Genomic DNA, 23,428 nt, shown 5'->3' on the forward strand with positions numbered 1-23,428 from the left:
CGAAAATTTGAGAGACTCGAACACACATAACATGTGTGTCGTTTCAATTTTCAGCTTGATCCAGATTTTTAAAGAGCAAAACTTCGCAGTGCACCTTTTCAGGTTCACTCTGAAGTTTTCTTGTGTTCGCAGTAAAAGATGGTGGAGCTATGCGGGATCGAACCGCAGACCTCCTGCGTGCAAAGCAGGCGCTCTCCCAGCTGAGCTATAGCCCCATCGTTGATAACCTCTTCAAATTTGCTTTGCAAATTTGGTAGGCCTGAGTGGACTTGAACCACCGACCTCACCCTTATCAGGGGTGCGCTCTAACCACCTGAGCTACAAGCCTGTAGAGGTTTTTTACTGCTGTTTTTCATCAGACAATCTGTGTGAGCACTGCAAAGGCAGGTTCTTTAAGGTAAGGAGGTGATCCAACCGCAGGTTCCCCTACGGTTACCTTGTTACGACTTCACCCCAGTCATGAATCACAAAGTGGTAAGCGCCCTCCCGAAGGTTAAGCTACCTACTTCTTTTGCAACCCACTCCCATGGTGTGACGGGCGGTGTGTACAAGGCCCGGGAACGTATTCACCGTAGCATTCTGATCTACGATTACTAGCGATTCCGACTTCATGGAGTCGAGTTGCAGACTCCAATCCGGACTACGACGCACTTTATGAGGTCCGCTTGCTCTCGCGAGGTCGCTTCTCTTTGTATGCGCCATTGTAGCACGTGTGTAGCCCTACTCGTAAGGGCCATGATGACTTGACGTCATCCCCACCTTCCTCCAGTTTATCACTGGCAGTCTCCTTTGAGTTCCCGGCCGGACCGCTGGCAACAAAGGATAAGGGTTGCGCTCGTTGCGGGACTTAACCCAACATTTCACAACACGAGCTGACGACAGCCATGCAGCACCTGTCTCAGAGTTCCCGAAGGCACCAAAGCATCTCTGCTAAGTTCTCTGGATGTCAAGAGTAGGTAAGGTTCTTCGCGTTGCATCGAATTAAACCACATGCTCCACCGCTTGTGCGGGCCCCCGTCAATTCATTTGAGTTTTAACCTTGCGGCCGTACTCCCCAGGCGGTCGACTTAACGCGTTAGCTCCGGAAGCCACGCCTCAAGGGCACAACCTCCAAGTCGACATCGTTTACGGCGTGGACTACCAGGGTATCTAATCCTGTTTGCTCCCCACGCTTTCGCACCTGAGCGTCAGTCTTTGTCCAGGGGGCCGCCTTCGCCACCGGTATTCCTCCAGATCTCTACGCATTTCACCGCTACACCTGGAATTCTACCCCCCTCTACAAGACTCTAGCCTGCCAGTTTCGAATGCAGTTCCCAGGTTGAGCCCGGGGATTTCACATCCGACTTGACAGACCGCCTGCGTGCGCTTTACGCCCAGTAATTCCGATTAACGCTTGCACCCTCCGTATTACCGCGGCTGCTGGCACGGAGTTAGCCGGTGCTTCTTCTGCGGGTAACGTCAATCGCTGAGGTTATTAACCTCAACGCCTTCCTCCCCGCTGAAAGTACTTTACAACCCGAAGGCCTTCTTCATACACGCGGCATGGCTGCATCAGGCTTGCGCCCATTGTGCAATATTCCCCACTGCTGCCTCCCGTAGGAGTCTGGACCGTGTCTCAGTTCCAGTGTGGCTGGTCATCCTCTCAGACCAGCTAGGGATCGTCGCCTAGGTGAGCCGTTACCCCACCTACTAGCTAATCCCATCTGGGCACATCTGATGGCAAGAGGCCCGAAGGTCCCCCTCTTTGGTCTTGCGACATTATGCGGTATTAGCTACCGTTTCCAGTAGTTATCCCCCTCCATCAGGCAGTTTCCCAGACATTACTCACCCGTCCGCCACTCGTCACCCGAGAGCAAGCTCTCTGTGCTACCGTTCGACTTGCATGTGTTAGGCCTGCCGCCAGCGTTCAATCTGAGCCATGATCAAACTCTTCAATTTAAGTTTGATGCTCAATGTTTCTTTATTTCTAAAGAAAAGAACTTCGTAATGAATTACGTGTTCACTCGTTGAGACTTGGTATTCATTTTTCGTCCGAGGACGTTAAGAATCCATGTCACTTTGAGTGCCCACACAGATTGTCTGATAAATTGTTAAAGAGCAGTGCCGCTTCGTTTTCGCTGCGGCGCGGGGTGTGCATATTACGCTTTCCCGCTTCAGAGTCAAGTGATTATTTTCGCTTTTCTCTGCTGACCCGGCGGCGTGTGTGCCGTTGTTCCGTGTCAGTGGAGGCGCATTATAGGGAGTTATTCCGATGTGACAAGCACAAAATACAAAAAACTTTTCGTTCGCTCACTTTTCAAACTTAACGCTTATTTAAGTCGCGAATTGCCCGTTAAATGCGCGATTTCCCGTGCAAAACTGGCCACCTGCGACCAGTCGGTATAAACCACTTCTTTACGCGTATCCGTTTCGCCCCCCGTCATTTTCATGATCAGGCGGATCATAAAACGGTCATACCAGCGGTAGCGAGGGTAGCGCAGCGCGCCGGCAAAAACGGCACACAGATCTGGCTGCCACGGCGAGCTGAGTAAAAACTTGCGCGTGTAGCTGTTGGTCTGCGGCGTACGCTTTTCCGCTTTACGCGCGACCAGATTGACCGAGTAAAACGCACCGGGCAATTTGTTGAGCACCGCCGTGTGCTTTTTCACAAAACGATCCAGCGCCGGATGGAAATGCCCGTAACGAATTGACGCGCCAATCACCACGCGGTCGTAATCCTGCCAGGCAATCTGCTCCGCACGGTTCAGGTTCACCACATCCGAGTATATACCCAGCTCTTTTAATTCCGACGCCAGATACGCGGCAATCTCACGCGTTTGCCCGTCTCGCGTAGAGAAAAGAATCAGTGTTTTCATCAACGGCTCCTTACTCGCGCCAGAAGGTAGGGGTGAACAGCACCAGCAGCGTAAAGACCTCAAGACGACCAAACAGCATATTGGCGATGAGGATCCATTTCGCGACCGGGTTCATGCTGGCAAAGTTATCCGCCACCACCCCAAGTCCGGGCCCCAGGTTATTCAATGTTGCAACGACGGACGCAAAGGCGGAGAAATCATCCACTCCCGTCGCGATAATCGCCAGCATACTGACGATAAAGACCAGTGCATAGGCTGAGAAGAACCCCCACACCGCTTCGAGGATACGTTCCGGTAGCGCACGGTTCCCCAGTTTGATGCTGTAGACCGCGTTCGGGTGGACCAGACGTTTCAGCTCACGGTTGCCCTGCTTGAACAACAGCAGAATACGAATCACCTTCAGGCCACCGCCCGTCGACCCCGCACAGCCGCCGATAAAGGCGGAACATAGCAGAAGTACCGGCAGGAACAGCGGCCAGCGTGCAATACTGTCCGTGGTAAACCCGGCGGTTGTCGCCATTGATACCACCTGGAAGAACGCCTGGTTCAGGGTCGTCAATGCCGAGTTATAGACATCATGGAACCACAGCACCAGGGTACAGATGATGACCAGCGTAAGCTGAACCCCAATAAACATACGGAACTCCGGGTCGCGCCAGTACACCTTCAGGCTGCGCCCGCTCAGTAAAGAGAAGTGCAGGCCATAGTTACAACCGGAGATCAGCAGGAAAATCGCAATAATAGTATTGATCGTTGGGCTGTCGAAGTAGCCCACACTGGCATCGTGGGTGGAGAACCCGCCGATGGCAATCGTCGCAAAACTGTGTCCGATAGCATCGAAAGCCGGCATCCCGGCAAACCATAGCGCCAGCGCACAGGCGACAGTCAGCAGAACATAAATCAGCCACAAGGTTTTCGCCGTCTCGGCAATACGAGGCCGCATTTTGTTGTCTTTCAGCGGCCCGGGCATTTCGGCGCGATAGAGCTGCATCCCACCGACGCCCAGAATAGGCAGAATGGCGACGGCCAGGACAATGATCCCCATCCCCCCGAACCACTGCAGCATCTGTCGATAAAAAAGAATCGCGTGCGGGAGTGAATCCAGACCCACCAGCGTCGTCGCCCCGGTTGTCGTTAAGCCGGAGAAGGATTCAAAAAAGGCATCCGTGATGCTCAGGTTAGGCTGTTCTGAGAAGATAAAGGGGAGCGAACCGACGCTTCCCAGCACCGTCCAGAACAGAACCACAATCAGAAATCCTTCGCGAGATTTCAGCTCACCTTTCTGACGACGGTTTGGCCACCACAGCAGCGAGCCAATCGCCAGCGCGACAAAGAAAGTCTGAGTAAACGCCCGCCCTGCGCCGTCCCGGTAGATAAGCGCCACCAGTCCTGGGAGGATCATCGTCCCGGAAAAGAGTATGACCAGCAGTCCAACGATTCGGGTTATGGCACGAAAATGCATCTCTGCCGCTTCCTTTGGTATTCAAAAGTGAGGTGGGGATTATTCTTCAATCGGCAGCAATTGCAACGAACCACGACTAAAATCAGCCAGTTTTGCTGAAAAAGCAGCCAGTTCCGCCTGAGGAAGCGCCACGCGTAATTGCACCATTGCCTGATATTCACTGTGTGCGATGACACCATTGAACTGTTTCAGCAGCGCTTCAATACCCGAGAGCTGGGCGTAATCGCATAACAAAGTATATTCGGTGAGCGGCGTTTTGCGGGTAGTGACCAGCATATTAAGCGCCTGCTGCACGCCCCCGCCATAGGCTTTAACCAGCCCACCGGTACCTAACAAAATGCCGCCGTAATAGCGCACCACCACGGCGGTAATTTCACCCACGCCGCTGCCCATCAGCTGCGAGAGCATGGGTTTACCGGCCGTGCCCGCCGGTTCACCGTCGTCGGAAAACCCCAGCTGCTGTGAATCGTCCGGCGGCCCTGCCACCCAGGCCACACAGTGGTGACGCGCGTCAGGATGTGCAGCCCGGACGGACTCGACAAACGCTTTTGCCGCGTCCACGCCGTCGGTATGCGCCAGCAGCGTAATAAAGCGGCTTTTCTTGATTTCCTCAACAAAGGTGACCGGTTCAGTCGGTATCAGCCAGCTTTCCATCAGGCCAGCTTCAGGTCTCGCGTCATGTTCTCGATACCATTTTCGTGAACCACAACGTTATCTTCGATGCGAATACCACCAAACGGCTTCAGCGCGTCAATTTTTTCCCAGTTGAAGTGTTTGCTGAACTGGCCTTCACGCCACGGTGCCAGCAGGGATTCGATAAAGTAGATCCCCGGCTCGATGGTCAACACCATACGCGGCTCAAGAATGCGGGTGCAGCGCAGGTAAGGGTATTTAGACGGTGCCGCCAGGTGCGTACCGGTATCGTCCTGCATGAAGCCGGCAACGTCGTGAACCTGCAGACCCAGCGGGTGACCAATACCGTGCGGCATGAATGGCCCGGTCAGATCGTTCTCGACCATCGCCTCTTCGCTCATGTCTTTCACAATCTGATGCTTACGCAGCAGTTTCGCAATGCGCTGATGGAACTGGATGTGGTAATCCACATAGCGGGTACCCGCTTTCATGGTGCCAATAAGCGCCAGCTGTTCATCGTTAACGTCTTTAATCAGCTGTGCGAAATCGGTGTCCGCGTTGGCCGCCCAGGTTCGGGTCAGGTCCGCCGCATAACCGTTGTACTCGGCACCCGCATCAAGCAGGAAGCTGCGTATTTCCGATGGAACCTGATGATCCAGTTTGGTGTAGTGAAGCACAGACGCATGCTCGTTGAGCGCGACGATATTGCTGTACGGCACATCGGTATCACGGTGGCCTGTCGCGGTCAGATAGGCCTGGTTGATATCGAACTCGCTCATGCCCGACTGGAACGCTTCGTGCGCCGCACGGTGGCCATTCACCGCCGTTTTTTGCGCTTCACGCATACAGTAAAGTTCGTAGTCGGTTTTATACGAGCGATAATAGTGCAGGTAATCCAGCACCCCTTTCGGGTTGAGCTTGTCGGCCGGAATGTCCAGGCCCAGCGCACGTTCCGGTACCGGACCAATATAGGCGATATTGCCGCGCGCGGCAGGCAGCTGGCTGCCAATGCCGTCGGCTTTTGGTAAGGCGATGACCTCCACTTCTTCTGTCCAGAAGCTGGTCGGCAGCGGTTCCACGTTGTGCCAGTAATCGACCGGCAGGTAGAACCACAGTTTCGGCTTGTTCACGCCATCCACCAGCAGCCAGCAATTTGGAACCTGAGTCACCGGCACCCAGGCTTTAAACTGTGGGTTCACCTTAAACGGGTAAGCGTGGTCGTCGAGAAAGGTATTCATCAGCTCGCCGGAGTGGATCAACAGCGCATCCAGCTTAAAGCGGGCCAGTACATCGCGGGTACGTTCCTGTAGGGTAACGATATGATTTTTATAAAGCGAAGCCAGTGAGTCCATCATTCTTCCTTTCGTTTTTTTGACCTCAAGTCATCGCATCTTAGCACACCTCTCTCCGGCTGCGTGATTTCCGCCGACCGTGATCAATGCAGCAATTTCTTAATGAGTAATTTGCATTTTATTAACATAAATCCCACACTCCGACTCATCTGGTATGACCAGATCCACTTGCTGGATTCAGGAGACTGACATGCTTTACAAAGGCGACACCCTGTACCTCAACTGGCTGGAAGATGGCATTGCCGAACTGGTGTTCGATGCCCCCGGCTCAGTAAATAAGCTTGATACCGCGACGGTGGCCAGTCTTGGCCAGGCGCTGGATGTTCTTGAAAAACAATCTGAATTAAAAGGGCTGCTGCTGCGCTCGAACAAAGCGGCCTTTATTGTCGGCGCCGATATCACCGAATTCCTCTCGCTCTTCCTGGTGCCTGAAGAGCAACTGAGCCAGTGGCTGCATTTTGCCAATAGCGTCTTTAATCGTCTGGAAGATCTGCCTGTTCCGACGATCTCCGCCGTCAACGGCTACGCGCTGGGCGGTGGTTGTGAATGCGTGTTAGCGACTGATTACCGTCTGGCTACGCCGGACCTGCGCATTGGCCTTCCGGAAACGAAGCTGGGTATCATGCCGGGCTTTGGCGGCTCCGTGCGCATGCCGCGCATGCTGGGTGCCGACAGCGCACTTGAGATCATTGCCGCAGGTAAAGATGTCGGTGCAGAACAGGCGCAGAAAATCGGCCTGGTCGACGGTGTCGTGAAGCCAGAAAAACTGATTGAAGGATCCCTCGCCATTCTGCGTCAGGCGATTAACGGCGATCTCGACTGGAAAGCCAAACGCCAGCCGAAGCTGGAGCCGTTAAAACTCAGCAAGATTGAAGCCACGATGAGCTTCACCATCGCCAAAGGCATGGTGATGCAGACCGCGGGTAAACACTATCCGGCGCCGATCACGGCGGTGAAAACCATTGAAGCCGCCGCCCGCTTTGGCCGCGATGAAGCCCTGAAGCTGGAAAACCAGAGCTTTGTCCCGCTGGCACATACCAACGAAGCCCGCGCGCTGGTTGGCATCTTCCTCAACGATCAGTTCGTGAAGGGTAAAGCTAAACAGCTGACCAAAAACGTTGAGACGCCAAAACATGCGGCCGTACTCGGTGCTGGCATTATGGGTGGCGGTATCGCTTACCAGTCTGCCTGGAAAGGTGTGCCGGTGGTGATGAAGGACATCAGTGAGAAATCCCTGACGCTGGGGATGACCGAAGCGGCCAAGCTGCTGAATAAACAGCTGGAACGCGGCAAAATTGACGGACTTAAGCTCTCCGGTGTGATCTCGACTATCCAGCCAACGCTGGAATACACCGGTTTCGACCGCGTGGACGTAGTTGTTGAGGCGGTCGTAGAAAACCCGAAAGTGAAAAAAGCGGTACTGGCGGAAACGGAAGAGAAGGTTCGCCCGGATACCGTCCTGGCGTCTAACACCTCAACGATCCCAATTAGCGAGCTGGCGAGCGTGCTGAAGCGTCCGGAGAACTTCTGCGGGATGCACTTCTTCAACCCGGTACACCGTATGCCGCTGGTCGAGGTGATCCGCGGGGAAAAAACCTCTGACGACACCATTGCCAAAGTGGTGGCGTGGGCAAGCAAGATGGGTAAAACGCCGATCGTTGTTAACGACTGCCCGGGCTTCTTCGTCAACCGCGTCCTGTTCCCTTACTTCGCCGGTTTCAGCCAGCTGCTGCGCGACGGCGCGGATTTCCGCAAGATAGACAAAGTAATGGAAAAACAGTTCGGCTGGCCGATGGGCCCGGCGTATCTGCTGGATGTGGTCGGCATTGATACGGCACATCACGCTCAGGCAGTCATGGCGGCGGGCTTCCCGCAGCGCATGCAGAAAGATTATCGCGACGCCATTGACGCCCTGTTCGACGCCAACCGCTTTGGTCAGAAAAACGGCCTGGGCTTCTGGCGCTATAAAGAAGACAGCAAAGGCAAACCGAAGAAAGAAGAAGACGCGGCGGTGGATAGCCTGCTGGCCGATGTCAGTCAGCCGAAACGCGACTTCACCGACGATGAGATCATCGCCCGGATGATGATTCCGATGATCAACGAAGTGGTGCGTTGCCTCGAAGAAGGCATCATCGCCAGCCCGGCAGAAGCCGATATGGCGCTGGTATACGGCCTGGGCTTCCCGCCGTTCCACGGTGGCGCGTTCCGCTGGCTGGACACGCTCGGCAGCGCCCGCTATCTCGATATGGCCCAACAGTATCAGCACCTCGGCCCGCTGTATGAGGTGCCGGAAGGGCTGCGCAACAAAGCGCGCCATAACGAACCCTACTATCCAGCAGTTGAGCCAGCCCGTCCGGTTGGCGAGCTGAAAACGGCTTAAGGAGTCACAATGGAAAAGGTTGTCATTGTTGATGCGATTCGCACCCCGATGGGCCGTTCAAAAGGCGGCGCATTCCGCAACGTGCGTGCGGAAGACCTCTCCGCGCACCTGATGCGTAGCCTGCTGGCGCGTAACCCGGCGCTGGATCCGGCTGCACTCGACGATATCTACTGGGGCTGCGTGCAGCAGACCCTGGAGCAGGGCTTCAACATCGCCCGTAATGCCTCCCTGCTGGCGGAGATCCCGCATTCCGTTCCGGCCGTCACCGTTAACCGTCTGTGTGGTTCGTCCATGCAGGCGCTGCACGATGCGGCACGTATGATCATGACCGGCGATGCCCAGGCCTGCCTGGTCGGCGGCGTGGAACATATGGGTCACGTACCGATGAGCCACGGGGTCGATTTCCACCCGGGCATGAGCCGTAACGTGGCGAAAGCCGCGGGGATGATGGGCCTCACCGCTGAGATGCTCTCCCGCCTGCATGGCATCAGCCGTGAAATGCAGGATACCTTTGCCGCGCGCTCTCACGCTCGCGCATGGGCCGCAACGCAGTCCGGCGCATTCAAAAATGAGATCATCCCAACCGGCGGCCACGATGCTGACGGCGTTTTGAAGCAGTTCAGCTACGACGAGGTGATCCGCCCGGAAACCACCGTGGAAGCCCTTTCCACGCTGCGCCCGGCGTTTGATCCGGTCACCGGTACGGTAACAGCCGGTACCTCGTCGGCGCTGTCCGACGGCGCGGCCGCGATGCTGGTGATGAGCGAAAGCCGCGCTCGCGAGCTGGGGCTAACGCCTCGCGCCCGCGTGCGCTCAATGGCGGTCGTGGGCTGCGATCCTTCGATTATGGGTTACGGTCCGGTTCCGGCCTCGAAGCTGGCGCTGAAAAAAGCAGGATTAACCACCAGCGATATCGACCTGTTTGAGATGAATGAAGCCTTCGCCGCGCAGATCCTGCCGTGCATTAAAGATCTGGGGCTTATGGAGCAGATAGACGAGAAGATCAACCTCAACGGCGGCGCGATCGCCCTCGGTCACCCGCTGGGCTGCTCCGGGGCGCGCATCAGCACCACGCTTATCAACCTGATGGAACGCAAAGATGCCCAGTTTGGTCTGGCAACGATGTGTATTGGTTTGGGTCAGGGTATCGCGACGGTGTTTGAGAGAGTGTAAGGCTATAACGTAGGCCCGATAAGCATCGCACCATCGGGCTTTTGCCGGGAGGCGCTGCGCTTTCCCGGCCTACGAGAGGTACCTCGCCGCCAGTGACATCACTGGCGAAGAGAGACAGTTTAGTTGCCGTTCTTCCCGCCTGTCAGGGGCGGGTTTTTTATTTAGATAAACGCAAACGCATCGCCAAACAGGCGGTCTTCACGCGCGTCACGTTCATTACAGAACAGATCGCGGGCAATTTTCGCCATCTCAAAACGGCCAGCGATGTAGATATCGTGCCCTGCCAGCGTGCCGTGATCCTGCAGTACTGCCGTCAGCACTGTACCGCTACGCCCACGCCAACCCTCTTCCGGCTGTTCAACCACCGGCTCAACACGCAGGTTAGGATGGGTGACGCTCAGCGCTTCCAGTTCAGACAGGTCGTAGAGATGTTTCTCTTCACGGCCACCCCAGTAGATGGTGATATCACGATCCGGGTTACGCGCGAGGGCAGTCAGCAGAATAGAACGTACGTAGGAGAAGCCTGTCCCCCCGGCGATCAGGATCAGCGGACGGTCTTCGTCATCACGCAGCCACGCGTCACCGTGTGGAATGTCCACCACGATCTCACGCTCTTTAAGAATGCGGTCCATGACGGCCATCGCATACAGGTTAAGCTCTGACGCACCGATATGAAGCTCAATAAATTCCTGCTCCGCTGGCGTTGAGGCCATAGAGAAAGGACGCTTATCACGTTCATCCATCACGACCATCAGGTACTGACCCGCGCGGAAAGAGAATGGCGCTTCTGGCACTAAACGGACGCGATATACGGTGTCGGTGATGGCATCTACCGAGGTCACTTTACAGCTTAAGGTTGTCATTCGCTCTCTCTGTCGGGAAGTCTAAAGGGCTTAACGGTCAGCTCAGGGTTTACCGTTATTCATTATGGCCAGTTCGTCCCAGATCGCGTCAATTCGCGCGGTCACAGCAGGATCTTTTTTGATCGGGCGACCCCATTCACGGTCGGTTTCGCCAGGCCATTTATTTGTGGCATCCAGTCCCATTTTTGAGCCAAGGCCGGAAACCGGCGAGGCAAAATCCAGGTAATCTATCGGCGTGTTTTCGACTAACACCGTATCGCGCGCCGGGTCCATTCGCGTGGTAATGGCCCAGATTACGTCATTCCAGTCGCGGGCGTTAACGTCATCATCGCAGACAATAACAAATTTGGTATACATAAACTGGCGCAGGAATGACCATACGCCCATCATCACGCGTTTAGCGTGGCCCGGATACTGCTTCTTCATCGTGACCACTGCCAGGCGATACGAGCATCCTTCAGGCGGCAGATAGAAATCAACAATTTCCGGAAACTGCTTTTGCAGGATCGGCACAAACACTTCATTCAACGCCACGCCCAGCACTGCAGGTTCATCCGGTGGACGTCCGGTATACGTGGAGTGGTAAATCGCATCTTCACGCTGGGTTATGTGCGTCACGGTAAACACCGGGAAATTATCCACTTCGTTGTAATAGCCAGTGTGGTCGCCGTAAGGACCTTCCGGTGCCAGTTCACCCTGCTCAATGTAACCTTCCAGCACAATTTCCGCACTGGCCGGGACTTCAAGATCGTTAGAAATACACTTCACGACTTCGGTTTTGGTCCCGCGCAGCAGGCCTGCGAAGGCATATTCAGACAGCGTATCCGGCACCGGCGTTACCGCGCCCAGAATGGTGGCCGGGTCAGCGCCGAGCGCAACAGAAACCGGGAAACGTTCACCCGGATGCGCAGCACACCACTCCTGGAAATCCAGCGCGCCGCCGCGATGCGACAGCCAGCGCATGATGAGCTTATTCTTGCCAATCAACTGCTGGCGGTAAATACCCAGATTTTGCCGCTCTTTATGCGGCCCACGCGTGACGGTCAGCCCCCAGGTGATGAGCGGCGCAGCGTCTTCAGGCCAGCACTGCATGATCGGGATTTTGGTCAAATCAACTGCATCACCTTCCAGCACTTTCTGCTGGCATGGCGCGCCGCGAAGGCGTTTGGTGGGCATGTTCAGCACCTGCTTAAACTGCGGCAGTTTGTCAAACAGGTCGCGGAAACCTTTTGGTGGCTCCGGCTCTTTCAGAAACGCCAGAAGCTTACCCACTTCACGCAGCGCCGTGACGTCCTCCTGCCCCATTCCCAGTGCGACACGACGCGGCGTACCAAACAGGTTGCACAGCACCGGCATTGAGTAACCCTTCGGATTTTCAAACAGTAATGCAGGGCCACCGGCACGCAGGGTGCGGTCAGCAATTTCTGTCATCTCCAGATAAGGATCAACAGGAAGTGTAATGCGTTTGAGTTCACCCTGCTTTTCCAGCAGCGTCAGGAAGTCGCGGAGATCGTGGTATTTCATGCAGTTAATCATGGCCTCTCTGTAAGCGCTTCATTATACGGCGTTAGCCTGCGTGATGCTGTAATTTTGTTAAACAAGCGTGAACTTATGCGTTCTGTTCCCATTTCCCCCATTATAATCAGCTTAGCGATCCCGCCAGGGTTTTGATATGCTTGCGCCCCGAACTAAGGGAAAGAGTGATTATGCAGGCCTGGTATTTACTGTATTGCAAACGCGGGCAACTTCAGCGCGCGCAGGAACATCTTGAACGTCAGTCTGTAAATTGCCTGACGCCCGTGATCACGCTTGAAAAAATGCAGCGCGGGAAGCGCACAACCGTCAGTGAACCTCTGTTCCCGAACTATCTGTTCGTTGAGTTCGACCCGGAGGTGATCCACACCACCACCATCAGCGCCACGCGTGGCGTCAGCCACTTCGTTCGTTTTGGCGCTCACCCGGCAACGGTTCCGTCGACGGTCATTCACCAGCTTTCGGTTTATCAACAACCTGAAGGCATCACCGACCCGGAAACACCTTACGCGGGAGACAGCGTCGTTATTACGGAAGGGGCTTTTGAAGGCCTGCAGGCAATTTTTGCCGAGCCGGACGGCGAAGCGCGCTCCATGCTGTTGCTCAATCTGCTGAACAAGCAGGTGCTGCAGAGCGTGAAAAACACCGACTTCCGCAAAGTTTAAAAACGTATCCCGAACAGCGTACGCACGTTGTCATCCGTTTGCGCGGAAAGCTCGGCCGGATCCTCTCCGCGCCACGTCGCTACACGTTCAACAAGGTGTCCCAGGTAAGCGGGCTCATTTCGCCGCGAAGCCGGTTTGGGTTGCATATCGCGCGGGAGCAAATAAGGTGCATCGGTTTCCAGAAGCAGCCGGTCGACCGGGATCGCCGGTAACAGCTCACGAAGCGCCAGCCCGCGACGTTCATCGCAAACCCAGCCGGTAATGCCCAGAAAAAGCCCGCGATCCAGACACTCAAGCGCCTCCTGGCGTGAACCGGTAAAACAGTGCAGCACCGCGCCAGGCAGTTTATCCAGCCACGGATCCAGCAGAGCGAGGAAACGCTCATGCGCGTCGCGACAGTGCATAAACACCGGCATTTCAAGCTCGGCCGCCAGCGCAAGCTGGGCGGTAAAGGCTTTTTCCTGTTCGGCTGGAGTGGAAAAGTTACGGTTGAAATCGAGTCCGCATTCTCCAATGGCCACCACCTCAGGCGTTTTCGCCAGCCGGTGAATGATTTCAGCGCTCTGCGGCGTCCACTGGCTACTGTCGTGAGGATGCATCCCGGCAGTAGACCAGCAGCGTTCGTAGCGTTGCGCCAGCTGCTGCGCCTGCTCGCTTTCATGCAGGTTGGTGCCCGTCAGCAGCAATCCGTTCACCCCGGCGGCAAACGCGCGCGCAACCACCTCATCACGATCTTTCGCAAACTGCGAACTGGTCAGGTTAAGTCCGATATCAAACATGCAAATCCCCATGTAACAACCGCCCTGACGGGCGGCTGGTTTTACTCTTCAGTGCTCTTGTCCGACGTATCGTCTTCGTCATCCGCGCGACGACCTTTTCCCACGTAGAAACGCGAGAAGAAGACGCCGACCTCAAACAGACAGTACATCGGTATGGCCAGCAGGGTCTGGGAGAAAACATCCGGCGGAGTCAGCAGCATGCCAACCACGAATGCGCCAACCAGGATATAGGGACGCTTCTTACGCAGGTCATCCGGCGTCGTGACCCCAACCCAGCACAGCAGCACGATGGCCACCGGTACTTCGAAGGCCACGCCAAACGCCATAAACAGCGCCATCACAAAGCTGAGGTAGCTGGCGATATCCGTCGACACCTGAACCCCTTCCGGCGCGGTGTGCGTCAGGAACCCGAAAGCCAGCGGGAAGACGACGAAATAGGCAAACGCCATGCCGATATAGAACAGCAGAGAACTGGAGATCAGCAGCGGGATCACCAGCTTGCGTTCATGCTTATACAAGGCCGGCGCCACAAACGCCCAGACCTGATACAGAATGACTGGCGCAGAGGCGATCAACGATACCCAGAAGGTGAGCTTGATGGGGGTAAAGAACGGAGAAGCCACGTCCGTCGCAATCATCGTTGCGCCCAGCGGCATCTGCTTGATCAACGGTGCAGAGACAACCTGGTAGATATCATTGGCGAAATAGACCAGGCATAAAAAAATCACGAAAACCGCAATAATGCAGTTTAACAGGCGCTTACGCAGCTCAATGAGGTGCGTAATGAGCGGTTGAGTATCATCTACTGCCATGTTTACGCTTTATCACTCGACGAGGGGGATGATTCGGAAACAGGTGCGACGGGCTTCGCTTCAGCCGCTTTAACCGCGGGCTCTACTGATTGCGCCTGTTTTTTCACTTCGGCTTCCTGCGGCGTCTGTTCTGGGGCGTCAACCTGATGCTCAGCGCTGGCTGGCGTGACGCCCTCACGCTGCGCCTCGCTGCCCTTCACCACCGGGTTATGAATGGTGTTGGCTTCATCGCTCGCTTTTTCAGGGTCGTTGACGCTGTACGAGCGCTTCATGGACTCTGCCGCTTCGCGCAGTTCATCCATTGAAGCTTTCAGTTCCGGCGTCAGGTTATCCATGCTCGCCTTCTCGACCTTTTTCAGGCTTTCCTGGAATTCCTGCAGCTTAAGTTCCTGCGCCAGCTCGTTCTGTACGGTGGATGCCAGCGAACGAAGCGCACGCACCCACCCCGCAACAGTTTTTACTGCAACGGGTAAACGCTGTGGACCCAACACAATCAGGCCAATCACGAAGACCAGCAGCAGCTCACCAAAACCAATGTCGAACACGACTTACACCTGCTCTTTATCGTGGCGTTTAGCGTCTTCCTTTTTCGCATCATCCTGCTTGTCGGAGATGGACTTAGCAGTAAAATCAGCGTCCTGGCTGGATTTATCCTGCTTGTTCTCATCATCGCTCATCGCTTTTTTGAAGCCTTTGATAGACGCGCCCAGATCGGACCCAATGGAACCGAGCTTTTTGGTGCCAAACAGCAGCACGACGATGACGGCAATGATCAACAATTGCCAGATACTGATACCACCCATACATATTCCTCAGTGATAGATGATTAAGGAGTCAGGCCGCATTATACGTATGCGGCCTGGTGATAGCGACGCCTGCTCAGCGCGTCTTTCTCCAGCCAACGAACCAGACCACGATCCCGGCGGCCATCAGCCAGGCGGGCATCATCTGCCAGTCCGGACGGTTGATTAACAGCAACGTACCGCTTAACAGCAGGGTTGCGCCAATGCCAAACAGATAGCGAGACTGGCCCTGACGAACCCGGTTTGACTGAAGCTCGTGGGCGATTTTATCCATGCTGAGCTGAAGGTTCTTGCTCTGACGCAAACTGTCATAGACCAGTTCCGGAAGCTCCGGCATCTTCTCAACCCAGAACGGTGCTTTCTCTTTGAATGCCCGCACCAGAGCCGGAATGCCGACCTGATCTTTAATCCAGGATTCAAGGAACGGTTTCGCCGTCTTCCACAAGTCTAACTGAGGATAGAGCTGTCGACCTACACCTTCAACGTAAAGTAATGTTTTCTGAAGTAAAACAAGCTGTGGCTGCACTTCCATGTTGAAGCGACGAGCGGTGTTAAACAGATTCAGCAGCACGTGGCCGAAAGAGATTTCCGCCAGCGGTTTTTCAAAAATCGGTTCGCAGACGGTACGGATAGCAAACTCAAACTCTTCGACATTGGTGTCCGGCGGAACCCATCCGGAATCAACGTGCAGTTCAGCCACTTTACGGTAATCGCGATTAAAGAAGGCAATAAAGTTTTCAGCCAGATAGCGTTTATCTTCTTTGTTCAGCGAGCCTACAATCCCGCAGTCAATGCCGATGTACTGCGGATCTTCAGGATGCTCGTAGCTGACGAAGATATTGCCCGGGTGCATGTCTGCGTGGAAAAAGCTGTCGCGGAATACCTGGGTAAAGAAGACCTGCACACCGCGCTCGGCCAGCAGCTTCATGTTCGTTCCCTGTTTCTCCAGGGCCACCACATCCGAAACGGGGATCCCGTAGATTCGCTCCATCACCATCATATTCTGGCTGCAGTAGTCAGAGTAGACTTCGGGTACATAGAGCATCGGGCTGTTTTCAAAGTTGCGGCGCAGCTGAATGGCGTTTGCTGATTCGCGCAGCAGGTTAAGCTCATCAATCAGGGTTTTTTCATACTCCCGTACCACCTCCATCGGACGCAGACGACGCCCGTCCGGAAGCAAACGCGGTACCCAGCGCGCCAGACGATAAATCAGCTTCATGTCTGCTTTGATGATCGGCAGGATGTCCGGGCGAATCACCTTAATCACCACTTCTTTGCCGTTTTCTTTCAGACGCGCAGTGTGCACCTGCGCGATAGAGGCTGACGCCAGGGGATGAATATCGAAATCGTCAAACCAGGTCTCGACAGGAATATTTCCCATCGCCTCTTCAATTTGCTTTTTCGCGCGCGCACCGTCAAACGGCGCAACGCGATCCTGCAGCAGCGCGAGTTCATCAGCAATGAGCGGCGGGAAAAGATCGCGGCGGGTCGATAGCATCTGACCAAATTTAATCCATACCGGGCCGAGCTCCTGCAGCGCCAGACGCAGACGCTCACCCAGCGGCTGACCTTTATGGCGATTGGGCATCCAGAACAGCATCCGCCGCCAGATACGCAGCGGCAGCGTAATGCGCATTTTGGGGATAAGCTCGTCGAGCCCGTAGCTCAAAAAGGTGCGAATGATGAAGTAGAGGCGCCGAATTTCACCAGGCGTCATTTGCCCTCCAGTTTTTCCAGCCGTTTGGTTAACGCATCAACCGCACGTTCAACAGCAGCGGTCTCTTCCGCAAACCACGCCACTTCCAGTGGCCCGGGCGCCATTCGCCACTCCTCCGTCAGCACTTCCGCCGCATAGCGTTGCTGTCGTTGCAGGCTTTTACGCAGGAAGGCCGTTCCGCCATGCAGGGCTTTACCGATCCCTTCAGCGGCAATGTCACCAATAAACGGCGCGAGCAGCTCTGCCGGATCGAACTCCGCCAGATCGGTGAGCGCCACGAAGCTCTGGACAACCTGAATGTCGCCTTCCACTTCCAGCTCACCGCTGCGGATCAGCGCCGTTAATTGCTGACGGTCGCGCAGTTTAGGCAACACGCTCATGTGCGTGATGACCGAACAGTCGGCTTCACCTTCCCACTCACCCAGGACGTCAAGCTGGCGTTCGCTGAAGACCAGCACAAGCGGCGTCGAGAACTCTTTTAAAACAATGCGTAATACCTTTCCGTTAAGCCGCTGGCGTGCGGCTTTTAGCGCCGGCGCGCGATAGAGAAAGGCATTCAGTACGTTCTCGATGCCTGCGGTGACTAAGGGTTTAAAGGGCACGGGACACCTCCACTCAGAACTTGTAACCGCGATGCAGTGCGACGACACCTGCCGTCATGTTGAAATACTCAACGTTTTCAAACGCTGCATCCTGCATCATGGCTTTTAAGGTGTCCTGATCCGGGTGCATACGAATGGATTCTGCCAGATAGCGGTAGCTTTCGGCGTCGTTTGCGACCAGTTCACCAATACGCGGCAGAACGTGGAAGGAATAGGCGTCGTAAGCTTTGCTAAGGGGCTCGATAACCGGTTTGGAGAACTCAAGCACCAGCAGACGTCCACCCGGCTTCAGCACGCGGTACATCGAGCGCAGCGCTTTTTCTTTGTCTGTGACGTTACGCAGACCGAAGGAGATTGTGATGCAGTCAAAGGTATTATCCGGGAACGGCAGCGCTTCGGCGTTCGCCTGTACATACTCCACATTCCCCACCACGCCGATGTTACGCAGCTTCTCGCGTCCCATTTTCAGCATGGAGTCATTGATGTCGGCCAGAACAACACGCCCGGTTTCGCCCACCAGACGGGAGAATTTCGCGGTTAAATCGCCCGTACCGCCGGCGAGATCCAGCACCGTTTGTCCACGACGCACACCGCTACAGTCAATGGTGAAGCGCTTCCACAAGCGATGAATGCCGAATGACATCAGGTCATTCATCACATCGTACTTCGCCGCCACGGAATGAAATACGTGGGCCACCATGTCAGCTTTCTGCGCTTTGGCGACAGTCTGAAAGCCAAAGTGCGTTGTGTCTTGTGAATCGTCAACCATCTCAGAGCCTGCTTATCAGTAAAATGTCCGTGAAGTGTAACAGATTGGGCGCGATTGCCCTACGTTTCAACCACCCCGAAAGAAACGCGCTGGCTGCGCGTCGGGTGAGTGTGTCGCTGCTAACGTGTTGTCTTCACTGCGTGTCTTTTGTTCATCCGCCCCTTCGCGCAGGCGAAACTCTTCGTCCTGCGCGGTAGCCTGTTCAACCAATTCCGGATTAATCTCGCGTTTCACCTCCACCCCAAGGCCGCGGAAGGCTTCGGCCTGCGCCAGCAGATTGCCTCGCCCGGAGGCGAGTTTTTTCATCGCCTGGCGGTAGTTATCCTGCGCGCGGTCCAGGCTCTGCCCGACCGAAGACATATCGTCCACGAAGAGGCGCATTTTGTCGTACAGCTTGCTGGCGCGATCGGCAATCTGCTGCGCATTGCGGCTCTGGTGCTCATACCGCCACAGGTTAGCAATGGTGCGTAAGGCCACCAGCAGCGTGGTGGGGCTGACCAGCATAATGTTATTTTTGAGCGCTTCGGTGATCAGTTCCGGCTGTCTGTCGAGCGCCAGCAGAAACGCGGGCTCTACCGGGATAAACATCAGGACATAGTCCAGTGAGCGCAGGCCGGGCAACTGCTGGTAGTCTTTTCTGCCAAGCAGGCGAATGTGATTACGCAGGGAAGCAATGTGCTCCTGCAGGGCAGACTCGCGCGTGTAGTCATCCTCCGCATTGAAGTAACGCTCATACGCCACCAGCGTCATTTTGGCGTCAATTACCACATCTTTACCCTGCGGCAGTCGTACGATGACATCCGGCTGCATGCGCGAGCGGGCATCGTTTTCGATACTCACCTGCGTTTCGTATTCATACCCTTCCCGCAGGCCCGAGGCTTCCAGGACCCGGGTCAGCACCACTTCTCCCCAGTTGCCCTGGGTTTTGTTATCCCCTTTAAGCGCACGGGTGAGGTTGACCGCTTCCTGCGCCATTTGCGCATTCAGTTGCTGAAGATTGCGGATCTCATGCGCCAGCGTGTGCCGCTCGCGAGCCTCCTGACCAAAGCTGTCCTGCACCTGGCGGCGAAAACCGTCCAGCTGTTCGCGCAGGGGCGTCAGCAGGCTGTTCAGGCTCTGGCGGTTCTGTTCATCAACGCGGCGGTTGCTGTGCTCGAAAATACGGTTAGCGAGGTTCTCAAACTGTTCGCTGAGGCGCTGCTCGCTGTTGAGCATCTGGCGAATTTTGTCTTCCGCATGCAGTTGCGTGGATTCCAGACGGGTGGTCACTTCGCGGAGATCGGCCTCCAGCGAGGTGTTGATATCACGCAGGTTGCGCAGCTCGTTGTTGAGTAACTCGCACTCCTCTCGCCAGTGGTCACTCAGCGCAATCTGCTGCTTTGCCGCACTTAATTGAGCGACTATCTCTTCACGCTCTGCCAGCTGATCGGCCTTCTGCTGCGCATGCTGATAGCTGGAAATAAGCCAGCCTATCGCCACGCCCGCCAGCGCAATCACCGCATAAATCAGGACTGAGATATCCACAATGCCCCCTGCATCAACGTATTACCCGCACAAAATAAGATTGTGCTGTATAAACGTCCAGTTTGAAAGGGTTTTCCTGCGAGGCGCTACGCAAAAAAATAAAGGCCGAACGTGTCGGCCTTTGATTTCGAAAGGAGAGGATTAGATCAGGCGACGCGCGGCTTCAACCACGATTTTCACCGCATGGCTTTCGGTCTGCTTCATGGTTTCAGCGTTCGGGATCTCCTGCTGGGTACGGTTGACGATAACGCCCGCCACCATACCGGCACGCAGACCCTGGCTTGCACACATGGTCAGCAGCGTTGCGGATTCCATTTCGTAGTTCATCACGCCCATGGACTGCCACTCTTCCATTGAGCCTTTGAAGCGGCTTACCACGCGGCCAGAGAAGGTGTCGTAACGCTCCTGGCCTGGGTAGAAGGTATCGGAAGAGGCGGTTACGCCCACATGCGTGGTGGCGCCCACAGATTTCGCGGCCTCAACCAGCGCAGTAGTACATTCGAAGTCGGCCACTGCCGGGAACTCCATTGGCGCAAAGTGCAGGCTTGCGCCGTCCAGGCGCACGGATGCTGTCGTGACCAGCACGTCGCCGACGTTGATATGCGGCTGAATAGCGCCAGTGGTACCGATACGCAGGAAAGTACGAATGCCCAGCTGCGCCAGCTCTTCAACGGCAATAGAAGTAGACGGGCCACCGATACCGGTAGAACAGACGATCACGGCTTTACCATCCAGCTCTGCACGCCAGGTGGTGAATTCACGATGGGCTGCCAGCTTAACCGGCTTATCCATCAGCGCGGCGATCTTTTCCACACGCTCAGGATCGCCCGGGACGATCGCGAGCGTAGCCCCTTGTAAATCGTTTTTGGTGAGGCCGAGATGAAAAACATCAGACTTAGACATAGGTGACTCCTCTGTGGGTCGGTTAGTCAGAAGAAGTAAAACGGTACTTTACAGAAGCAATACGCATAATTTCGTGACGCAACTCACCATGACCGAAAATGATTGCAGTTAATTTCCATAAAATAGTGATTTACATCACATTAACAAGTTATATCGTTGGGCGCTGCACAAAAGATAGACCGTTTAAGGCACTGTGAGTTGTTAACCTGGTGTCTATATTTACCTTTGCGCTAACTCATTGGTACGGAGAATGCCATGACTGAAAAAACCGGTTTTGCACCTGCTGCGGCCCCGCATGCCTCAACCATCGTCTCAACGTCTGAAGAGGCCATCACGGCGGGTGAGACCTCTATTCCCTCGCAGGGAGAGAATATGCCTGCTTACCACGCACGCCCAAAATCAGCAGATGGCCCGCTGCCCATCGTGATCGTGGTTCAGGAAATTTTCGGCGTTCATGAACATATTCGCGACCTCTGCCGCCGACTGGCGCTGGAGGGTTACCTGGCCGTTGCGCCTGAACTCTACTTCCGGCAGGGCGATCCCGACGACTACAGCGACATCCCCACATTGCTCAGCAATCTGGTGAGCAAAGTCCCGGACGCGCAGGTCATGGCCGATCTCGACCACGTTGCCAGCTGGGCGGCGCGCAACGGGGGCGATCCGCACCGGCTGCTGGTCACCGGTTTCTGCTGGGGTGGACGCATCAGCTGGCTGTATGCCGCGCATAACCCGCAGCTGAAAGCTGCTGTCGCCTGGTACGGCAAACTGGTGGGCGAAAAAACGCTGAATTCACCGAAACATCCCGTGGATATCGCCACGGAGCTGAATGCCCCCGTATTAGGGCTGTATGGCGGTCAGGACACCGGTATCTCCCTTGATTCGGTAGAGACCATGCGCCATGCGCTCCGTGCGGCCAATGCGAAGGCCGAAATTGTGGTCTATCCGGATGCCGGACATGCCTTTAACGCTGATTATCGCCCGAGCTATCACGCGGAATCGGCTAAGGATGGATGGCAGCGGATGCTTACATGGTTCCGTCAGTACGGTGGTAAAAAAGGGTAAGCCTTTCCCATTGTCATGACGCATAAGGAGTGCGTGTTATGGAGCAATCCCTCTCGTTTCCACGCGGTTTTCTCTGGGGCGGCGCCATTGCCGCCAACCAGGCTGAAGGGGCATGGAACGTGGACGGCAAAGGGCCGTCCGTGGCAGACGCCGTCGCCTGGAAACCCAACCTGTCCGTGAAAGATTACAGGGGTCATATGTCCCTGACGGACGAGAACATTCGTGATGCGTTTGAAGGCAACCATGACGCGCGCTACCCGAAGCGCCGCGGCATCGATTTTTATCACCACTATAAAGACGACATCGCCCTGTTTGCTGAGATGGGTTTTAAGGTGCTGCGCGTCTCCATTGCCTGGTCGCGCATTTTCCCGACCGGAGAGGACGCTACGCCCAACGAGGCCGGGCTGCAGTTTTATGAAGAGTTGTTCCGCGAGCTGCGTCGTCATCACATCGAGCCGCTGGTCACCCTCTCCCACTATGAAATGCCGCTGGCGCTGAGCGAAAAATATAACGGCTGGGTACATCGCAACGTGGTGGATGCCTTTGTCCGCTTCTGCAATGTTTGTTTCGACCGCTATAAAGATCTGGTGCGTTACTGGCTGACCTTTAACGAAATAGACAGTATTCACCGTCATCCGTTTACCACGGCGGGTATTCGCGAAGAGAAGAGCGCACCGGGTCAGGCAAAGCAGGATATTTACCAGGGGCTACATCATCAGTTTGTCGCCTCAGCACTGGTGACGCGCGACTGCCACGCCAAAATTCCCGGCAGCAAGGTCGGTTGCATGCTGACAAAACTGACCACCTATCCGCACAGTTGCCGCCCGGAAGACGTTGAAGCTACGCTGAAGAAAAACCTGGAGAACTATTTTTATGCCGACGTGCAGGTATTTGGCGACTACCCGCCGCTGATCCTGCGCGATCTGGAAAGACAAAATATCCATATTGAAATGCACCCTGACGATCGGCGTATTTTAAAGGAGCATACCGTCGATTTCGTCTCCTTCAGCTACTACATGTCGATGACCGAATCCACTCAGCCGGACGCTGAACGCATTCCCGGCAATACCGTGCTCGGCGTGAAAAACCCCTATCTACCTGCGTCGGAATGGGGCTGGCAGATTGATCCCCTTGGGCTGAAAATCTCGCTGCTGGAGCTGTATGACCGTTACCGGAAACCGCTGTTTATCGTTGAAAACGGTCTGGGCGCGAAGGATGTGGTCGAAAACGGCAAGATCCATGATAGCTACCGCATCGACTATTTCCGCGCCCACTTTGAACAAACGCTGGCGGCGATTAATGAAGGGGTGGAGATAATGGGGTTCACCACATGGGGGTGTATCGACATTATTAGCGCAGGCACCTCGCAGATGTCGAAGCGCTATGGCTTTATCTATGTCGATCAGGACGATGAAGGCAACGGCACGTTAAAACGGCTGAAAAAAGACTCCTTCTGGTGGTACCAAAAAGTGATTGCCAGTAACGGCGCAGACCTGAGCTAAGTATGCGCAGGCCGGGCAGACGCCCGGCCATCGCGCGTC

20 protein-coding genes, 2 tRNA genes and 1 rRNA gene are annotated in these 23,428 nt (G+C 55.3%); 5 read left to right on the plus strand and 18 right to left on the minus strand.

Translation table 11 applies throughout. The features are described from left to right. Positions 1–139: 139 nt before the first annotated feature. The 7 genes from C1N69_RS21625 to pepQ form a co-directional block, all read right to left on the minus strand. Positions 140–215 (minus strand) — tRNA-Ala (locus tag C1N69_RS21625). A 36-nt stretch (positions 216–251) separates the two neighbouring features. Then, positions 252–328 (minus strand) — tRNA-Ile (locus C1N69_RS21630). Positions 329–398: 70 nt separating this feature from the next. Next, positions 399–1,938, minus strand: a 16S ribosomal RNA gene (locus C1N69_RS21635). Positions 1,939–2,309: 371 nt separating this feature from the next. Beyond that, on the minus strand, positions 2,310–2,855 hold the full coding sequence (gene hemG / locus C1N69_RS21640) for a menaquinone-dependent protoporphyrinogen IX dehydrogenase (RefSeq protein WP_059385436.1): 546 nt from the start codon (positions 2,853–2,855) through the stop codon (positions 2,310–2,312). 10 nt (positions 2,856–2,865) lie between these two features. After that, positions 2,866–4,317 carry a Trk system potassium transporter TrkH gene (gene trkH / locus C1N69_RS21645; RefSeq protein WP_023309600.1) on the minus strand — a complete coding sequence of 484 codons (1,452 nt, stop codon included), beginning with the start codon at positions 4,315–4,317 and terminating at the stop codon, positions 2,866–2,868. Between the two features lie 39 nt (positions 4,318–4,356). Further along, positions 4,357–4,971 carry an IMPACT family protein gene (locus tag C1N69_RS21650; protein WP_155031853.1) on the minus strand — a complete coding sequence of 205 codons (615 nt, stop codon included), beginning with the start codon at positions 4,969–4,971 and terminating at the stop codon, positions 4,357–4,359. Next, entirely contained in the window at positions 4,971–6,302 is a 1,332-nt protein-coding gene (gene pepQ, locus C1N69_RS21655; protein WP_104557406.1) for a Xaa-Pro dipeptidase, read from the minus strand. The genes C1N69_RS21650 and pepQ overlap by 1 nt, the downstream gene beginning before the upstream one ends. Before the next feature lie 190 nt (positions 6,303–6,492). On the opposite strand from pepQ, the gene fadB reads away from it, so the two are divergent. Together fadB and fadA are read left to right on the plus strand one after the other, a co-directional pair. Continuing rightward, positions 6,493–8,682: a fatty acid oxidation complex subunit alpha FadB gene (gene fadB / locus C1N69_RS21660; protein WP_059385439.1), complete on the plus strand. Its 2,190-nt coding sequence runs from the start codon at positions 6,493–6,495 to the stop codon at positions 8,680–8,682. Between the two features lie 9 nt (positions 8,683–8,691). Then, positions 8,692–9,855 carry an acetyl-CoA C-acyltransferase FadA gene (fadA, locus tag C1N69_RS21665; RefSeq protein WP_025757514.1) on the plus strand — a complete coding sequence of 388 codons (1,164 nt, stop codon included), beginning with the start codon at positions 8,692–8,694 and terminating at the stop codon, positions 9,853–9,855. 161 nt (positions 9,856–10,016) lie between these two features. Here fadA and fre read toward each other — a convergent pair whose 3' ends face one another. Both fre and ubiD read right to left on the minus strand, forming a co-directional pair. Next, positions 10,017–10,718, minus strand: coding sequence for an NAD(P)H-flavin reductase (fre, locus tag C1N69_RS21670; RefSeq protein ID WP_045285590.1), 702 nt, complete (start codon positions 10,716–10,718; stop codon positions 10,017–10,019). Positions 10,719–10,760: 42 nt separating this feature from the next. Further along, on the minus strand, positions 10,761–12,251 hold the full coding sequence (gene ubiD / locus C1N69_RS21675; protein ID WP_162185039.1) for a 4-hydroxy-3-polyprenylbenzoate decarboxylase: 1,491 nt from the start codon (positions 12,249–12,251) through the stop codon (positions 10,761–10,763). Between the two features lie 173 nt (positions 12,252–12,424). Between ubiD and rfaH the strand changes: the two genes are divergently transcribed. Beyond that, positions 12,425–12,916 carry a transcription/translation regulatory transformer protein RfaH gene (gene rfaH / locus C1N69_RS21680; protein ID WP_020882871.1) on the plus strand — a complete coding sequence of 164 codons (492 nt, stop codon included), beginning with the start codon at positions 12,425–12,427 and terminating at the stop codon, positions 12,914–12,916. Here the strand turns inward: rfaH and tatD are convergent. The 9 genes from tatD to udp all read right to left on the minus strand — a co-directional run bounded on the left by tatD (position 12,913) and on the right by udp (position 20,825). Further along, positions 12,913–13,695: a 3'-5' ssDNA/RNA exonuclease TatD gene (tatD, locus tag C1N69_RS21685; RefSeq protein ID WP_155031854.1), complete on the minus strand. Its 783-nt coding sequence runs from the start codon at positions 13,693–13,695 to the stop codon at positions 12,913–12,915. The genes rfaH and tatD overlap by 4 nt on opposite strands. Positions 13,696–13,736: 41 nt before the next feature. Next, positions 13,737–14,507, minus strand: a complete 771-nt coding sequence (gene tatC, locus C1N69_RS21690) for a Sec-independent protein translocase subunit TatC (RefSeq protein WP_059385441.1) — start codon at positions 14,505–14,507, stop codon at positions 13,737–13,739. A gap of 2 nt (positions 14,508–14,509) precedes the next feature. Further along, positions 14,510–15,052 (minus strand): Sec-independent protein translocase protein TatB, encoded by a 543-nt coding sequence (gene tatB, locus C1N69_RS21695; RefSeq protein WP_045285588.1) that lies wholly within the window; start codon positions 15,050–15,052, stop codon positions 14,510–14,512. A gap of 3 nt (positions 15,053–15,055) precedes the next feature. Beyond that, entirely contained in the window at positions 15,056–15,310 is a 255-nt protein-coding gene (gene tatA, locus C1N69_RS21700) for a Sec-independent protein translocase subunit TatA (RefSeq protein ID WP_025757521.1), read from the minus strand. 76 nt (positions 15,311–15,386) lie between these two features. Then, complete coding sequence (ubiB, locus tag C1N69_RS21705; protein ID WP_025757522.1) at positions 15,387–17,027, minus strand: ubiquinone biosynthesis regulatory protein kinase UbiB; 1,641 nt, start codon at positions 17,025–17,027, stop codon at positions 15,387–15,389. Continuing rightward, positions 17,024–17,629: a ubiquinone biosynthesis protein UbiJ gene (gene ubiJ, locus C1N69_RS21710; protein WP_045285587.1), complete on the minus strand. Its 606-nt coding sequence runs from the start codon at positions 17,627–17,629 to the stop codon at positions 17,024–17,026. Before ubiJ ends, ubiB begins: the two co-directional genes overlap by 4 nt. A 13-nt stretch (positions 17,630–17,642) precedes the next feature. Continuing rightward, on the minus strand, positions 17,643–18,398 hold the full coding sequence (ubiE, locus tag C1N69_RS21715; protein WP_025757525.1) for a bifunctional demethylmenaquinone methyltransferase/2-methoxy-6-polyprenyl-1,4-benzoquinol methylase UbiE: 756 nt from the start codon (positions 18,396–18,398) through the stop codon (positions 17,643–17,645). 66 nt (positions 18,399–18,464) lie between these two features. Then, the gene (gene rmuC / locus C1N69_RS21720) at positions 18,465–19,922 is read right to left on the minus strand and encodes a DNA recombination protein RmuC (protein WP_155031855.1); all 1,458 of its coding nucleotides are present in this window, start codon (positions 19,920–19,922) and stop codon (positions 18,465–18,467) included. Between the two features lie 141 nt (positions 19,923–20,063). Then, positions 20,064–20,825, minus strand: coding sequence for a uridine phosphorylase (udp, locus tag C1N69_RS21725; RefSeq protein WP_003860792.1), 762 nt, complete (start codon positions 20,823–20,825; stop codon positions 20,064–20,066). A gap of 255 nt (positions 20,826–21,080) precedes the next feature. Between udp and C1N69_RS21730 the strand changes: the two genes are divergently transcribed. Together C1N69_RS21730 and C1N69_RS21735 are read left to right on the plus strand one after the other, a co-directional pair. Next, positions 21,081–21,887: a dienelactone hydrolase family protein gene (locus tag C1N69_RS21730; RefSeq protein WP_025757528.1), complete on the plus strand. Its 807-nt coding sequence runs from the start codon at positions 21,081–21,083 to the stop codon at positions 21,885–21,887. Between the two features lie 38 nt (positions 21,888–21,925). Continuing rightward, positions 21,926–23,389, plus strand: coding sequence for a glycoside hydrolase family 1 protein (locus C1N69_RS21735; RefSeq protein ID WP_155031856.1), 1,464 nt, complete (start codon positions 21,926–21,928; stop codon positions 23,387–23,389). Positions 23,390–23,428: the final 39 nt, after the last annotated feature.

It is taken from the genome of Enterobacter sichuanensis, assembly GCF_009036245.1.
Taxonomy (GTDB): domain Bacteria; phylum Pseudomonadota; class Gammaproteobacteria; order Enterobacterales; family Enterobacteriaceae; genus Enterobacter; species Enterobacter sichuanensis.

Bases quoted from the DNA above. Each gene is read 5' to 3' on its own strand.
- hemG (WP_059385436.1), bottom strand. From the start codon at position 2,855: ATGAAAACACTGATTCTTTTCTCTACGCGAGACGGGCAAACGCGTGAG.
- trkH (WP_023309600.1), bottom strand. From the start codon at position 4,317: ATGCATTTTCGTGCCATAACCCGAATCGTTGGACTGCTGGTCATACTC.
- C1N69_RS21650 (WP_155031853.1), bottom strand. From the start codon at position 4,971: ATGGAAAGCTGGCTGATACCGACTGAACCGGTCACCTTTGTTGAGGAA.
- pepQ (WP_104557406.1), bottom strand. From the start codon at position 6,302: ATGGACTCACTGGCTTCGCTTTATAAAAATCATATCGTTACCCTACAG.
- fadB (WP_059385439.1), top strand. From the start codon at position 6,493: ATGCTTTACAAAGGCGACACCCTGTACCTCAACTGGCTGGAAGATGGC.
- fadA (WP_025757514.1), top strand. From the start codon at position 8,692: ATGGAAAAGGTTGTCATTGTTGATGCGATTCGCACCCCGATGGGCCGT.
- fre (WP_045285590.1), bottom strand. From the start codon at position 10,718: ATGACAACCTTAAGCTGTAAAGTGACCTCGGTAGATGCCATCACCGAC.
- rfaH (WP_020882871.1), top strand. From the start codon at position 12,425: ATGCAGGCCTGGTATTTACTGTATTGCAAACGCGGGCAACTTCAGCGC.
- tatD (WP_155031854.1), bottom strand. From the start codon at position 13,695: ATGTTTGATATCGGACTTAACCTGACCAGTTCGCAGTTTGCGAAAGAT.
- tatC (WP_059385441.1), bottom strand. From the start codon at position 14,507: ATGGCAGTAGATGATACTCAACCGCTCATTACGCACCTCATTGAGCTG.
- tatA (WP_025757521.1), bottom strand. From the start codon at position 15,310: ATGGGTGGTATCAGTATCTGGCAATTGTTGATCATTGCCGTCATCGTC.
- ubiB (WP_025757522.1), bottom strand. From the start codon at position 17,027: ATGACGCCTGGTGAAATTCGGCGCCTCTACTTCATCATTCGCACCTTT.
- ubiE (WP_025757525.1), bottom strand. From the start codon at position 18,398: ATGGTTGACGATTCACAAGACACAACGCACTTTGGCTTTCAGACTGTC.
- udp (WP_003860792.1), bottom strand. From the start codon at position 20,825: ATGTCTAAGTCTGATGTTTTTCATCTCGGCCTCACCAAAAACGATTTA.
- C1N69_RS21730 (WP_025757528.1), top strand. From the start codon at position 21,081: ATGACTGAAAAAACCGGTTTTGCACCTGCTGCGGCCCCGCATGCCTCA.
- C1N69_RS21735 (WP_155031856.1), top strand. From the start codon at position 21,926: ATGGAGCAATCCCTCTCGTTTCCACGCGGTTTTCTCTGGGGCGGCGCC.